We start from the raw sequence: 15,429 nt of genomic DNA on the forward strand, positions 1-15,429 counted from the left end.
GGCACCGGCAGAGGCCGGCGCCTGCGGGTTTTGCCGGGGGGCAACGACCGAAAGCTAGCGGTGCGCAATTTTGCCCACCGCCTAAAGTGCTGCGCCAGAACGCTTTCGCTGGTCTTCATCCGCTTGTCTGCCTTTACAACCAACAATCTGCGGCGTCCTTGCTCAATCAGTACACACTGAACGGTTACGCCAAAACGCCCGTACTGACCGGTGTCAACAGCGAAGCGGATAGATCCGCGGCTCGCTTTCCCGAATTGGCTTGTCGAGCAACCTGATACCGCGAGACCAACCGAAATGGAAAGTCAGACGGCCGTCGTCTCAATTACGAATCCGTTACGCGTCACGTCCAACACACGGCTGGTCACGCGTTAGTGGATCGGCCGGCGCACCCGAAAGTGGTACTCGTCGAGAGGTTTTGGCGCTCCATCGCTCGCCACCCTGCCTTGCGCCAAAGATACTGGGACACAACGCATACCAAGCTCTGACCGTGAAAACCATTCCTTTTAGCGGCTTTTGTTCAGCTTTCAGACCGCGTCCAGGCCATCCCGGCCCAAAACAGTCTGCATGCCTGAAAACCCCCGCAATTTCGGGGTTTCTCACCAACTAGGAGTCGGTGATCGACGCGGCCAGCGCTTGCGGCATGGTGTTGATCAGCTCGGGAAGGATGCCGCCGAACTTCGTCCCGCCCAAGGGGAAGCTGAGGGGGACGTTGATTGGGAAGTTGTAGTCTCCCAGGATCGGATTTGAGAGGTTGAGGTCGACTCCCGACAGCGTTGCGGTCATTGCGTGCGGTGGAACCAGAATCCCGTCGAAGGGAACGTGAGCTACAACCGGTGCGGTGAATCCGACGGTGGACGTACCGATAATCGGCAAGCTGAAACCGAACGACTCCGACACCGGTAGCGGCACATCGATTAGGAGCTCGCCGTTGAGAGCGTCGTTCGCGATGATGGCCGGCGAGTTGAAGATGACACCGGTCGCTCCTACCACATCCCCCGTCTGAATTGCGCCTCCGAGCTGCGACGCGGCGGTTGCAAGGCCATTCAGCGTGGTGATCGGCGAGCCGATCAATCCGAAGGCCAGTGCCAGTGGCAATCCGAAGTAGGCGTCGAAGGAGAACGTGGAGTTGAGCAGGCTGAAGGGCAGGTTGGACGTGTCGAGTTGCAAGCCCGCGTTCACCGAAATGCTCGAATCGGTAAGTGTATTAACAATATTGGTCAAGTGTTGTGCCATGTGCTGCGCGGTGGATCCGGCGGGCCAGATGTCGGCAAAAAGCTGCAGTTCCTGCCCAGGAATGCTGAGGATGGGTAATAAGGCTCCCGCAGGCCCCTCCAAATAGACTGGGCCGCTCACCAGAGCGTTGAAGTTCAGGAGATTTATGTTCAAGTGGCTGGTGTCGAACCCGGAGATGAAAAGATCGAGGATGGCCTTGCCGACGTAATACACCGAGGTGTTGAAATTCCCCAATTGCAGCTGTTGGAAGGCCGTTCCCAGATCTGACTCGAAGACGGGGATGGTGGTCTGGAAGTCCTGGCCGGCATTGGCCAGCGAGGTGGTGAGTAACTGACCGTAGACGCCTTGGTTCGCCCCGAACCACTCCGCGAACGCCACCGGATTGAAACCTTGAGCGGACGCGACGGCAGCCTCGATTTGCCCCGGCAACACCTGCAACCCGCCGGGAAAGTCTCTGAATCCGTTTTCGAAAGCGGTGACGATCAGCTGCCCATAGCCAGCCTGGTTGACCGCGATCTGGTGCAACAAGGGGAACGGGTGAGTACTCCAGTCCGCGCCGAGCGCTCCCAGATTGGCGCTGGTGTTGAGGACGAGCGCTTGCCAGGGATCGATGGAAGGGGGCGGACCGTTAGTGGTGATTCCACTGGTCCCGAGCAGTCCCGGGAACAACGATTCAACCGTCCCGAACGGGTTGGTCAGCAGGTTAGACACCAGCGGGCCAGTGCCGCCGTTGGCCACGATAGACAGGATGTTGCTGAGGTCCTGAGTGATACTAGAACCACCGGTGGCCGCCAGCCCGCTGCTACCGAGGGTTGGCGCCAGCCCCGCCGCGCCGAGGACCGAGCTCAGGCCCTCGGTTTCACCAAGGATCGTTGCCAGTCCGCCGCTGCCAAGGATGCCGCCCAGGCCGGTGTTGTCACTGCCACCCAGCAGCGAGCTCAAACCGCTACCACTGCCGCCAACGATCGGCAGGATGGACTCCGCGGCGTTGCCGACCGACGAGGCTCCGCCACTGAGACCCTGCTGCGCATTGGCGATCTCGGTGCCCAGGTAGGCAGCCGCGCTGCTGCTCAGCAAGTTCATGAACTCGGTGTGCAACGCCGCCAGTCGCGCGCTAAAAGCTTGAAACTCTTCGCCGTAGGAACCGAACAGCTGCGAGACAGCGGCCGACACCTCGTCGGCAGCGGCGGGCATCAGGCCCGTCGTGGGAGCGGCTACCGCCGAAGTCGCCTGCCCGAGCGTCGACTGAATGTTCGCCAGATCCCCAGCTGCCGCCTGCATAAGGTCCGGCACGATGGTCACGAACGACGTCATTAGGCCCCCCGCAGCTTAATGCGTGGTCACCCGGTTTTTCTGGGCTTGACACGAGACTAATAGGCCTTAAACCACAGTACCACCACGCCCGAATCACCAAGGGCGATAACAGGTCCGCCGGCTACGACGACGAGGGCGTGATCGCTGCCGCAAGCGCTTCCGGCACGGTGATTACCAACGCGGGGATGAGACCACCGAACTCGGTTCCCCCGAGGGGCAGGGTGTACGGGCTGTAAATTCCCAAAGCAGGATCCGTGGGCAGCGTGACCGTCGCAGTCTGGGGCGGTGTGAGCAGGCCGTCGAAGGGTAGGTGCATCACGGCCGGGATCGAAAGACCGAGCGCCGTAACCGGCAGAGCCAGATCGACGGTGGTCTGACCGTTCAGTAAACCGTTCGCGATGATGGCCGGAGAGTCGAGGACGGCGCCGGCGAAGGCAAGGCCGTCGCCGGTCTGCACGTCGTAGCCAAGGTACGACAGGACGGTTGCCGTCGCGTCCAGCGTGGTAATCGGCGGGCCCAATATCCCAAACCCCAGTTGCAGCGGCAAGCCGAAGTAGGCGTCGAAGGTCAAGCCGGAAGGCGTTACCCCCACGCTCGTCGTGATGCTCGCGTTGGTGAGCGCATCGACGGCGTTGGTCAAGTTCTGCGCCATGTGTTGTGCGGTCGAACCGGCCGGCATTATGTCGGCGAAGAGCTGTAACTCCTGTCCGGGAATGCTCAAGATGGGTAGCAGGGCCCCCGCCGGGCCTTCCACATAAATGGGCCCACTGACCAGCTCGCTGGGATTCAGGAGATGAATGCTCAGGTGGCTGGTGTCGAAGCCGCTGATGAAGAGATCCAGCACCGAGTGCGCAACGTATTGCACCGCGCCGTGGAAATTACCCGTCCCGATGTCTTGGTCTGCCATCCCGAGGTCTGACTCGAAGACGGGGATGGTGGTATTGAAGTCTTGGCCGGCGTTGGCCAGGGCGGTGTTGAGCGTCTGCCCGTAGATGCCTTGGTTGGCACCGAACCACTGTGCGAACGCCACCGGGTTAAAGCCCTGGGCAGTCTGGGTGGCGCGCTCGATCTGCGCCGGCCACACCTGCAATTCGGCGGGGAAGTCCTGGAGCCCAGTGCCGACGGCGGCGCTGACCAACTGCGCGTAATTCCCTTGGTTGGCCAGGATCTGGCGCAGCAACGGGTAGGGGCGAAGAGCCCACTGGGCGCCGATAGCATCCAGGTTTGCGCCGGTGTTGTCAAAAAGCGCGACCCACGGATTAGGGGGCGTTGTGGTGCCGCCCGAGTCAGCGACGGTAGTCGCCGCGCCGCCGGAACCTGCTAATCGGGCGTTGTCGATCTCGCTGCCCAGATACGCTGCCGCGGTACCGTTCAGCAGATTCACGAACTCGTCGTGAAACGCCGACGCTTGGGCGCTCAACGCCTGAAAATCCTGACCGTAGCTGCCGAACAACTGCGAGATCGCGGCCGACACCTCATCGGCGGCCGCGGGCACCAGCCCAGTCAACGGGGTGGTAGCCGCGGCGGTGGCCTGACCGAGCGAAGAGCGAATGCTCGCCAACTCCCGCGCCGCCGCCCCGAGTACATCCGGCGCTGTAGATACGAACGACACTCCCGTGTCTCCCTCGACTCAAAGCAGCGATCATCCGATGGTCTATTGGACTGCACATCGCAGCACCACAGCGACGTGGTCCCACCGCATCTGCGACAAGCTGTTGGACCATACCCTAGCCGACCAGCGGCACACCGCCTCGATGGGGCCGGCCACGAACTCTGGGCGAACTGCTTACCAATCCTTGTCTTGCACAAGCATTCTCGCCTATAGAAGGGAGAGGCTCGGTCCAGGAATTCCGTTGCCGGGTCGGGTAACGCGTTCTAGGTGTTGATGATCGAGTTGGCGAGAGCCTCCGGGATGCCGTTGATCAGCAGAGGAAGAAGACCACCGAACTTCGCGCCACTGATCGGGATACTCTCACTGAGCCCAAGGATGCTCACCGTAGCCGAAATACCATGCGGCTTAACGAGAATTCCGTCAAGTGGCACTGCCATCTCCAGCGGCACCGACAAGGGGCCGATTGACACCGGGACGGCTAGATTCAGGGTGGTTTCACCGTTTAGCAGCCCGTTCAAGAAGAAGGCCGGAGTGTTGGCGACTGCACCAACGGCTGCCAAGCCGTCGCCGGCCTGAACCGCCGCCCCAAGCTGCGTCGCCGCGGTTGCGAGACCGTTCAACCCCGCGAATGGCGCACCCAAGAAGGCGAACCCGAGTTGCAACGGCAAGCCGAAGCCGGCGGCCACGACGAAACTCGGGGTTATGGACGGCGGTAGGAACGTCCCCGTCACGTTCAAGTCTGCATTCGTCGTGATCGTCGTGTCAGTGAGCGTGTGGACGATGTTGCTGAAGTTCTGGGCCATGTGCTGCGCGGTCGAACCGGCGGGCATTATGTCGGCAAAGATCTGCACTTCATCGCCGGGGATGGCCAGGATGGGCAGCAGGGCACCGGCCGGGCCTTCCAAAAGGATGGGGCCACCCAGCCCACCGGAGATGTCAATGGTGTTAGTGATCGGATCAAGAATGAAAGTTCCGAGTTGAGCAGTCAGGTGGCTGGTATCGAATCCGCTGATGAACAGGTCTATGGAGGCCTTGGCGTAGTCGCTGACGGCTGTGTTGAAGTTGCCCAGCGTCAGCTGGTGGTACGCCTCACCAGCGTCTTGCTCGAACACAGGGATTGTGGTCTGGAAGTCCTGGCCGGCGTTCGCCAGCGACGTGGTGAGAATCTGGCCGTACAAGCCCTGCTTGGCACCGAAGTACTGAAGGAAGGCTCCGGGGTTGAAGCCCTGGGCGGACGCGATCGCGGCCTCGATTTGCCCCGGCAAGACATTCAACCCTCCCGGGAAGTCGGTGACGCCGTTGTAGACGGCGGCGCCGATCAGGTCCATGTAACCGCCCTGGTTGATGGCGATCCGGTGCAGCAAGGGGAACGGGTTGGCGCCAAAAGTCGCGCCGATGTCTTGCAGGTTGGCACCGGACTGCGTAAAGAGCAGGACCCATGGGCTCTGTTCGGGACCGGACGGCGCGCCGGGCTGCGGGAACAACAGGTTCGATAGATCGCCGAGAACCGTCTGCAGGCCCGTGGGCAAGTTGGAGAGCCCGGTGGAAATGTCTTGGAAGATAGCGCCGAACCCACCGGTGCCACCGCCGGAGCCACCCAAGAGGTTCCCCAGGTTGGGCAACCCGGGGAACGACGGGGCACCGGGGAACGACGGTAAGCCAGGGAATGACGGAGGACTCGGGACCGGCGGCAAGCTCGGGAGCGTTAACGCAGGCGCATTGAAGAGCGCGCCCAAGCCACCAAGAGCCCCGCCGTTCCCACTGCCAACAAGCCCCCCCAGGAGCCCTCCGCCGCCGCTACCGCCGCCACCGCCGAGGATTGGCAGAATGGAGGCCGCGGCATTGGCAGCGCTACTGGTTGCCGACGCGCTTCCACCCGCCAGACCCTGCTGGGCATTGGCGATCTCAGTCGCGAGATAGGAAGCAGCACTACCGTTCAGCAAGTTCACGAATTGAGCATGGAACGCCGACGCCTGGGCAGTTAGCGCCTGGAAGTCCTGGCCGTAGCTGCCGAACAGCTGCGATATCGCCGCCGAGACCTCATCGGCGGCCGCGGGGACTAGGCCCGTCGTGGGAGCAGCCGCGGCGGCCGTGGCCTGTCCCAGAGAGGATCGGATACTCGCCAAGTCCTGGGAGGCCGTCTCCATCAGGTCCGGCGAGAAGTTCACAAACGACGTCATACCGACCCCTCCGACTCAGTGCAGGTAGCAACCCGATCCCGGGGGTTACCCAATCATCAAGGCAACACGAACACTAATAGATTTTCGCCGCGTGCGACGAGGAATCCGAACATTTGACGAATGTCGACGTTACATCCAGTGAACTCCCAGGCCCGCGGGGGTGCGCAGCCGCGATCATCCCGGCGCGGTGCTCGCCCGGAGTCGTAGGCGTCGCGTCGGCTGGCGCCATATGTAGCTGCCTAGGAGTCGACGACCGGTCCACCGATCGCCTCCGCGAGGTGTTCCGGCAGGAAGTTCAACAGGCCGGGAACGATGCCGCCGAGCGGGGTGCCCGTGACGGTGGCGTTCGTCTCCAGCAGCGGGATCGTCGCGGTGTAGGGGCCCGGCGGAACGAGGATTCCGGACAGCGGGATGTTGAGAGTGGTCGGAATGCCGAGCGCGTCAATAGTCAGCGGCAGCGTCGTTTGGCCGTTAACGAAGCCGTTGGCGACAACCGCCGGGGCATCAAGAACTGCGACGGCCGCGTCCACCCAGTCGCCGGTGTGGACCGCGTTAGCAAACGCGAGCGCGCTGGAGTTAAGCGCGTTGAACGTGGTGACCGGCGAGCCGGCCGCATCGATTGCCAACGCCAACGGAAGCCCCATTTGGGCATCGATGGCCACACCAAGGCCCAGGGGGGCATTTGGGTCCAGGAATGCGGTGAGTGTTGACGTGGTCGCGGTGTTGGTCAACGCGTCGACCAAATTCGTAAAGCTTTGCGATGCCAGCGCGGGAACCGAGCCTGCGGGCAGCAAGTTGGTGAAGTTCTGCGCCATCTGTCCGGGGATCGCGAAGACGGGCAGCAGGTCCCCGAGCGCGCCCGTCGGCGTGATGGATAGCACGCCGGTGGGGCTGGAAGTGACATCGAAGTCGGTGATGAACAGGTTTTTGAAGCTCAGCTGGAGGTCGCTGACGGCGTCCGTGAAGTCGCCCGCAGCTAGGGCCTGAGAGGCTTGCTGAAAGCTGGCCGGCAGGGCTTGCAACCCCGTGTTGAAGTCGTGGTACGCGGCGTTGAGCGATGTGCTGATCGTTTGAAAGTAGGTGGTCTGGTTGGTGCTGATCTGTTGTGCGGCAGCCACCGGGTCATAGCCCGTAAGCGCCTGCAGACCGGCTTGGACCTCGGAGGGCAAGTTGGCCACCGTCGCCGGGAGGTTGATGAGGGCATTCTGCAGCGACGTGCCGAGCAATTGGGGGTAGCCGATCTGGTTGGCAACGACCTGACGGAAAAACGGCCCCGGATTCGCCGACAGGGCACCGCCAAGGACTTGCAGGTTGGTGCCCGTGTTCGAGAACAGCGATTGGTACGGGCCGGCGACTGTGGTCGCGAAGGTGCTTGACTCAGTGCCCGAATGACCAGTGGTCATAGATACGTATTCGGGTTACGAACGTGGTCAGGAGATGGTTCAACCGGAAAAGAATTCAACTGGGCACCGTAAACGGCACGACGCGCCGGGCGGGGTTTACGTGCGCAGTTCCGCGTCGAGCCGCTCGGCGGCGCAGCGCACCGCGGCGTCGCGAGCCGCGCTGGCATCGTCTTCGGTCAGCGTGCGATCCGGCGCCCGGAATCGCAACGCGAAGGTCAGCGACCTGCGCTCCGCGCCGATCTGCGGGCCGGTGAAGACATCGAACAACTTGACATCCTCGAGCAGTTCGCCTGCCCCGTCACGGACCGCGTCGGCCACGGCCTGGGCGGGGACGTCCGCCGACACCACCAGGCTGACGTCCTGGAACACGGCCGGGAAGGGCGACACGCGCGGCGCCGGTAACCACTCCGGAATCGGAATCGCGTCCAGATTCAATTCGATGGCGCAGGTGCCCTTCGGCAACCCGGATCGCTCGATCACGGCGGGATGCAACTGCCCCGCGTGCCCGATCGGGGATTCGCCCACAAGGATCTCCGCGCACCGGCCGGGATGCCATGGCAGGTATTGAGCAGGTTGGAAAATCGCATCAATTCCGCAGGCGCGCAGGATGATTCGCACGGCTTCGAAAGCATCGGCGGCCTCTACCGGGCGTCCCGGCCCCCAGGGGCCGCGGGGCTCGCGCAGGCCGGCCAATACCGCGGCGACGTGCTGGGGTTGCCGCGGCAGGGACGCGTCCAGCGTCGCGATCTCGTCGTCGGTCGGCCGGCGATCGACCGGTATGAGGCCGACGCCGCGAGTGTGCTCGGTCGGCCGCACCACCTGCGCCAGCGCAAACAGTGCGGCGTCGACCAGACCACGGGATACGTTGCGCCCCAACGCTTCCAGCAGAGCGGGCAGCAGCGTCGTGGCCAGCTGGGGACGGTCGGATTCCAGCGGGTTGAGCACGTCCGTCGTCGTCCGCCGTGGATCGTCGGGCGGAAGACCCCACAGGTCGAAGACGCCGGCGGGCAGAAATGGTGTCGGCAGGATCTCGACATAGCCGGACAGCGCCAGCGACCTGCCTACCGCACGGCGGCGCTTTTGCGTCGCGGTCAATCCGCGGCCCGCGGGTGCCGACGGCAACACCGACGGGATGACCTCGAGGCCCTCCAGCCGCAGCACCTCCTCGACTAGGTCGGCCGGCTGCAGCAGGTCGGGCCGCCAGCTCGGCGGCGTGACGGTCAGCGTGTCGCCGTCCCGGCTCACCTCGGCACCAACCTGGATCAGTCGCCGGGCGGTCGTGCCCTGCGCGTACTCCACCCCGGCGCAGCGGTCCGGTAGGTCGGCAGCGATGCGGATCGGCGGTAGCGACCAGTCGTCACGCGGCGGTTCACCCCGCCAATCGGTGAGCGTCGGCGCGACCGCTCCACCGGCGATGTCGGCTAGCAGTGCGGCGCAACGGTCCAGTGCCGCAACCGAAATGGCCGGATCAACGGCGCGCTCGTAGCGGCGGGCGGCCTCGCTGGGCAGGTGCAGCCGCCGCTGGGTGCGCGATATCCCGGCCGGCTCCCACACCGCGGCCTCTAGCAGCACATCGGTGGAGTCGGCGCGCACTTCGGTGGCCGCCGCGCCCATTACGCCGCCGATCGCCGCGGTCGCGGCGTCGTCGACGATCAGCACGTCGGCGGGGTTGAGCTTGCGCTCGATGTCGTCGAGGGTGACCACGGTCTCGCCGGGGCGGGCGAACCGGACCGCGAAGCCGCCGGTGATCCGGTTGCGATCGTGGGCGTGCATCGGGTGGCCGAGTTCGAGCATCACGTAGTTGGTGACGTCGACCGCCGGCGAGGTGGCGCGGATGCCGGCGAGCAGAAGCCGGCGCTGCAGCCACCACGGCGACACCGCGGCGGGGTCAATTCCGGTGACCGGGCGCAGCGCGAAGCGGCGCACACCCGTCCGGGGATCGACCGTAAGCGGCCAGGCCGGGCCCTCGGTGGGCAATGGCTTGACGTCCGCAGGGTCGACGAAGGCCAAATCGTAGGCACACGCGATCTCGCGGGCCAGGCCGCGCAACGACATGCAGTAGCCGCGGTCCGGGGTGATGGCCAAATGGAAGACCGTGTCGTCAAGCCCGAGCACAGCGGCCCCGTCGGCTCCCGGTTCGGCGGTCCCCGGTGGCAACACGAGGATCCCGGAATGGTCTGCGCCCAAACCGAGTTCGGCCGCCGAGCAGATCATTCCGTCCGAGGTGCGGCCGTAGGTCTTGCGCGACGCGATGGCAAAACCCCCAGGCAGGGTAGTGCCGGGCAACGCCGCAACAATCAAATCACCGACCACAAAATTTGTTGCACCACAGATGATCTCGCGAGTTTGTCGCTCGCCGACGTCCACCCGGCAGGCCCGGATCGGCTTTTTGAACTCGGCGAGCTCCTCGATCTCGGCGACCCGGCCCACTACCAACGGCCCGTCGACCGGTCCGAGCGTGATGACTTCCTCCACTTCGTGGCCGATGCGCACCAGCGTCTGCTCGAGTTCCTCGGGAGCGACGTCCCAGCCCGGTGCGCCGGCTGCCACGACTTCACGTAGCCAGCTGTAGGCGACGCGCATCAGGCCCCCACCCCGAACGGCAACGAGAAACGGACGTCGCCCTCGACCATGTCGCGCATGTCGGGAATCCCGTTGCGGAACTGCAGGGTTCGCTCCAGACCCATCCCGAACGCGAAACCGGAGTATACTTCCGGGTCAATTCCCGTGGCCCGCAACATGTTTGGGTGCACCATGCCGCAGCCGCCCCACTCCACCCAGTCGGCGCCGCCCTTCTTGTTGGCGAACCACACGTCGACCTCGGCGGAAGGTTCGGTGAAGGGGAAGAAGTGCGGCCGGATCCGGGTTCGCGCCATCGGCCCGAACTCGGATCGCGCGAAGGCATCCAGGGTTCCCCGCAGGTGGGCCATCGTCAGTCCGCGATCCACCGCCAGGCCCTCCACCTGGTGAAAGACGGGCGTGTGGGTGGCATCGAGTTCGTCGGTGCGGAAGGTGCGGCCGATCGAGACGATGTAGACCGGTAGCTCGCGCGCTAGCAGGGTGCGCACCTGCACGGGCGAGGTGTGGGTGCGCAGCACCTGGCGAGAACCCTCGGGCGCGATGTAGAAGGTGTCTTGCTCGCTTCGGGCCGGGTGATCGGGCGGGAAGTTCAGGGCGTCGAAGTTGAACTGCTCGGTTTCGACCTCGGGCCCCTCGGCCAATTCCCAGCCCATCGCGATAAAGGTGTCGGCGATGCGCTCGGCCAGGATCGTGATCGGGTGTCTGGCACCGGTGGGCTGCCGGGTCGACGGCAGCGTGACATCGATGCGTTCGGTGACCAGCGCGGCCGCGTCACGCTCGGCGCGCAGCGTCGCCAGCCGCTCGTCGTAGCTGCGCTGAGCCTCGGAGCGAGCGATGTTGACCCGCTTGCCGGCGTCGGCGCGGTCCTCTTTGGGCAGCGCGGCGAGCGATTGTCGGGCCAGCGCCAGCGGCGAGCGGTCGCCGAGGCGTTCGGTCTTGACTCGTGCCAGTGCTTCCAGATCGTCGGCGAGTGCGATGGCCTCCTTGGCTGCGCTGACCGCCTTGGCCAACGCTTCCGGCGACAGGTCGACGGGTTGATCACCCACGCGACGACACTCCTTGCTGACGAGGCTGTTCGGGCTGGAAGTGCCGATCATAGTGAGGCCGGCGAGCAGACACAGAATCGCACGCCGCAGGCTGCGGCCGGGTGATTCTGTGTCTGTTCGTGGAGGAGGGAGGTGGCGGTCAGGTCAGCGCGGGCTGCAGGTCGTCGCGGGGCAACACGACGGGTACCGCGCCGCGGGCGCGGGCGAACTGGGCGGTCTTGTAGGCGACAAATGCGCCCAGCGCTCCGCACCCGATCGCGGCTGCCATCGCCCCCCAGTGGTGCACCAGCACCAGGAAGCCGAATCCCGCCGCGTTCGCCAGCATCAACAACCGCACGGGCGTCCAGTGGATCGGCCGCCGGAACCGCGCGGACGCCAGCACGCCCAGGATCACCGCGATGGCGTGGCCCGCGTTGGTGAACTCACCGCCGATGATCCCGGCGGACACGCTCACCGCGACCCACCAGCCGATCCATGCCGACCGCCACTGCCGCGGGATCGCGGCGGTCAGCGCCCCGAGAACGGCCAGTGCGCCGTAACTCATCCCGACGTCACTGGCGCGCGCGACGGACACCGGCATCCAGCCGAACTCGATCGCACCGGCCAGAGCGGCCGCGACCACCAGCGTCGCCCCGATGTGACCCACGAAAAACGCCACGATCAGCCGGAAGGTGTGCAACTGCAGTTCGGCGAGCGCCAGCAGACACGTCAGGAAGGGCATCCAGAAGCCGATCGGCCCGGCTTCGACGACGAAGGCGCTGCCCAGCAGTGTGCCCAGGTGCCCCTGCGACAAGTTGTGCAGGTTTGTACTGGCCCGCTGGATGAGGCGTTCATGCGCCTGCGGACCGATCATCACGATCACGGTGCTGACTGCGGCTAGCGTTGCCACATAACCCACGGTGAACCGCACCCGGGCAACCCGGGACAAGATGCCGTAAACCATTAACGTCCACTATGCCTGAGGAGTTGTTTCGTCGGTGTCACCTAAGGCTGTCAACTCTCTACCAGTCTTGTCGCTCGTGATCCGGTAAATCGCCAGGTCCGCGGGGACGCCGGTAGGTTTGCTGGTGAACAACGGTCTGCGCGCGCGTTTGGCGACCACGCCCAGGGCGTCCAGATCGCTTTGCGGGATCAGATCCAGGGTCGAACTCGACACCATGATCCCGCCTTTGGTGGCATGCTCCATGACGCGGGAGGCGATATTCACGTCCACCCCCAGCCAGTCCGCGGCTAGGCGCTGCGGTCGACCGGTGTGAATACCGACCCGCATTCGCGGCTGGTAGCCGTCCACTTCCACCGATTCGACCGCGTCCTGGGCCACCAACACCGCCCGCAGCGCGACGCCCGGCTGGCGAAAGATCGCCATGATTCCGTCGCCAAGCCGTTTGACGATGTGACCGCCGGCGTCGAGCAAAGGCGGTTCAACCGCGCGCGCCACCTGGCGCAGCAGTGTCAGCGCCGCGTCGTCACCGGCCTTCAGCGACCAGGCCGAGAACTCGACCAGATCGGTGAAGACCAACGTCGCTTCCGGGTTTGCCGGACGGCGCGAAACCGCCTCGGTCATCGCCTGCCAGACCTGCAGCACACCCAGGCTGACCTCACGCGAGGCCGCCCCGCGATCTCCCAGCAGGCGGTCGGCGGCCCGGGCGGCCGCCCGCGGCCCGCCCTCGCCCGCGGTGGACAGCGGATCACCGAATTCCGGATCACCGGGCAACAGCCGCCGGGCTCGCCGAACGAATGCGATCACGCCGGGACTGTGATTGGTGGTGCGCAGCCACTGTCCCGGGGTCCGTTTGGGTGCGGTTGGTGCGGCCAACGCGGTCCCCGTCGCTTCGGTGTCCGTGATCTCGCGGGTCTGGCCGGACTCCGTTTCCCCAGGTCCGACATCCACGCAGGCAAGGGTATTCGTGTCGACTGACCCCGGCAATCACGGCCGGGGCCGCAAGCGCCGCACCTCACCACAAACGCCCTGATCACACGCTTGCGGCGGGGCTGTGGAGACTCGGTAACACCACCGCGCCAGGTATCCCGAAATCGTGGACAACGTGCGTTGTCAACGCTTATCGTGAGCGCAAGTCGAGGCGCATGGAGGCCGTGATGACTGTCAACTCGACATCGGCTGACCCACTCGGGCCCGAGTCACTCACTTGGAGATATTTCGGGGACCTGCGCACCGGAATGATGGGCATCTGGATCGGCGCGATTCAGAACATGTACCCGGAATTGGGCGCAGCCGTCGAGGAGCATTCGATCCTGCTGCGCGAGCCGCTGCAGCGGGTGGCCAGGTCGGTCTACCCGATCATGGGCGTGGTCTACGACGGTGAACGTGCGGCCGAGACCGGCCAGCAGATCAAGGGCTATCACCGCACAATCAAAGGAGTCGACGCCGACGGCCGTCGCTATCACGCGCTCAACCCGGAGACGTTTTACTGGGCGCATGCGACGTTCTTCATGCTGGTCATCAAGGTGGCCGAATACTTCTGCGGTGGCTTGACCGAGGCCGAGAAGCAACAACTATTCGACGAGCACGTGCAGTGGTATCGGATGTATGGGATGAGCATGCGCCCGGTGCCCAAATCGTGGGAGGAATTTCAGGAGTACTGGGAACGAGTCGGCCGCGAGCAGCTAGAGATCAACCAGGCGACCCTGGACATCTTCCAGATGCGGATTCCCAAGCCGAAATTCCTGCTGATGCCCACCCCGGTTTGGGACCAATTGTTCAAGCCGCTGGTGGCCGGTCAGCGCTGGATCGCGGCGGGCCTGTTCGAGCCGGCCGTTCGAGAAAAGGCGGGAATGCGCTGGACCCCCGGCGACGAGATCCTGCTGCGGTTGTTCGGCAAGCTTGTCGCGCTGGCATTCCTGGCGATTCCCGACGAAATCCGGTTGCACCCGCGTGCGCTGGCCGCCTACCGCCGCGCGGAGGGGCGGATCCGCAGCGACGCGCCACTGGTTCAGGCGCCCAGTTTCACGGCGCCGCCGCGGGACCGCCGCGGGCTGCCCATGCACTACTTTCCGCCGCACGCCCGCTCCCCTCTTGATCCGGCCAAGGTCCTCATGGAACGCGCCGGATCGCTGGTGCACACCACGCTGTCGCTGACTGGCCTGCGCCCGGCACGCGGGCGCAGATCGGCCGCCTAGCGCAGCGACGCCACGCGGATTCGGCAGCCGGGCGAGCGTACCGCCACTGCCAATTTCGACGCGTTTTTTCGCAGTGGCGTTACGCGGGCGGGCTCGCGATAACCCCCAGTGCCCGCGCGCTCTGGTACAGACAGATCGCCGCGGCCGCGGCCACGTTGAGGCTCTCCGCTCCCCCTACCATCGGGATGCGCACGCGATGGTCCGCCCGCATGGCGATCTCGGCCGGCAAGCCGTGGGATTCGGGCCCGAACAGCCATGCCGTCGGCGTGCCGAGCAACGCTTCGGCATCGTCGAGGCGGGCCTCACCGTTCATCGTGGTGGCCAGCACCTGAAGTCCGGCCCCGTGCAACGCGGCCACTGCGGCATTGGCATCCGGCGCGACCACGACGGGAATCGAGAAGATGCTGCCGGCGGACGCACGCACGCACTTGCCGTTGTAGGGGTCGACACTGTGCCCGGTAAGGATCACCGCCGCGGCGCCCATCGCGTCGGCAATGCGGATCAGCGTGCCCGCGTTGCCCGGCTCGCCGATCTCGACAGCCGTCGCGACCAGCCGAGGCGGGCCGGCCAACACATCGTTTAGCTGGGTCGTCGGCATGTCGCACACCGCGACCAATCCCGTCGGAGTCACCGTGTCGGACAACGCTTTTGCGGCCCGCTCGGTCACTAAATGCACGGGTGCGGGCTGCCCGGTGAGCAGCGACCCGTGCCGCTCCGCAGCGGAGGCCGTGACGAACACGTCCCGCACCAGTCCGCGCGCCGACGCGGCCGCGACCAGGTTGGGACCTTCGGCCAGGAATCGTCCCGCACGCCGTCGACCGATGGGACGGTGCAATTTGACCGCCGCGGCCACCCTGGCCGAGCGCTCGGTCAGCGCAGAGCCCGGAGTCAGGCAGCCTCTCCAGAGGGGGCGTTGACGTCTT

General features: G+C 65.1%; 10 protein-coding genes. 1 reads left to right on the forward strand and 9 read right to left on the reverse strand.

The genetic code is table 11. The features are described 5' to 3' along the window. Positions 1-603: 603 nt before the first annotated feature. The 8 genes from JO236_RS15595 to JO236_RS15630 all read right to left on the reverse strand — a co-directional run bounded on the left by JO236_RS15595 (position 604) and on the right by JO236_RS15630 (position 13,214). The gene (locus JO236_RS15595; RefSeq protein ID WP_293331942.1) at positions 604-2,547 is read right to left on the reverse strand and encodes a PE family protein; all 1,944 of its coding nucleotides are present in this window, start codon (positions 2,545-2,547) and stop codon (positions 604-606) included. 121 nt (positions 2,548-2,668) lie between these two features. Then, the gene (locus tag JO236_RS15600) at positions 2,669-4,159 is read right to left on the reverse strand and encodes a PE family protein (RefSeq protein ID WP_293331945.1); all 1,491 of its coding nucleotides are present in this window, start codon (positions 4,157-4,159) and stop codon (positions 2,669-2,671) included. Between the two features lie 263 nt (positions 4,160-4,422). Continuing rightward, positions 4,423-6,339, reverse strand: a complete 1,917-nt coding sequence (locus tag JO236_RS15605) for a PE family protein (protein ID WP_293331948.1) — start codon at positions 6,337-6,339, stop codon at positions 4,423-4,425. 239 nt (positions 6,340-6,578) lie between these two features. Continuing rightward, the gene (locus tag JO236_RS15610; RefSeq protein ID WP_293331951.1) at positions 6,579-7,742 is read right to left on the reverse strand and encodes a hypothetical protein; all 1,164 of its coding nucleotides are present in this window, start codon (positions 7,740-7,742) and stop codon (positions 6,579-6,581) included. Positions 7,743-7,838: 96 nt separating this feature from the next. Beyond that, positions 7,839-10,325, reverse strand: a complete 2,487-nt coding sequence (gene pheT / locus JO236_RS15615) for a phenylalanine--tRNA ligase subunit beta (protein ID WP_293331954.1) — start codon at positions 10,323-10,325, stop codon at positions 7,839-7,841. Next, complete coding sequence (gene pheS, locus JO236_RS15620) at positions 10,325-11,368, reverse strand: phenylalanine--tRNA ligase subunit alpha (protein WP_293331957.1); 1,044 nt, start codon at positions 11,366-11,368, stop codon at positions 10,325-10,327. Before pheS ends, pheT begins: the two co-directional genes overlap by 1 nt. A gap of 139 nt (positions 11,369-11,507) precedes the next feature. After that, on the reverse strand, positions 11,508-12,311 hold the full coding sequence (locus JO236_RS15625; RefSeq protein WP_293331960.1) for a rhomboid-like protein: 804 nt from the start codon (positions 12,309-12,311) through the stop codon (positions 11,508-11,510). A gap of 9 nt (positions 12,312-12,320) precedes the next feature. Next, on the reverse strand, positions 12,321-13,214 hold the full coding sequence (locus tag JO236_RS15630; RefSeq protein WP_416362258.1) for an adenylate/guanylate cyclase domain-containing protein: 894 nt from the start codon (positions 13,212-13,214) through the stop codon (positions 12,321-12,323). A 251-nt stretch (positions 13,215-13,465) separates the two neighbouring features. Between JO236_RS15630 and JO236_RS15635 the strand changes: the two genes are divergently transcribed. Beyond that, positions 13,466-14,506 (forward strand): oxygenase MpaB family protein, encoded by a 1,041-nt coding sequence (locus tag JO236_RS15635; protein WP_293331963.1) that lies wholly within the window; start codon positions 13,466-13,468, stop codon positions 14,504-14,506. A gap of 79 nt (positions 14,507-14,585) precedes the next feature. Here the strand turns inward: JO236_RS15635 and JO236_RS15640 are convergent, their stop codons facing one another. Further along, complete coding sequence (locus JO236_RS15640) at positions 14,586-15,380, reverse strand: TrmH family RNA methyltransferase (RefSeq protein ID WP_293331968.1); 795 nt, start codon at positions 15,378-15,380, stop codon at positions 14,586-14,588. Positions 15,381-15,429 lie beyond the last annotated feature (49 nt).

The sequence above is a fragment of the Mycobacterium sp. genome (assembly GCF_019247635.1).
GTDB lineage: Bacteria > Actinomycetota > Actinomycetes > Mycobacteriales > Mycobacteriaceae > Mycobacterium.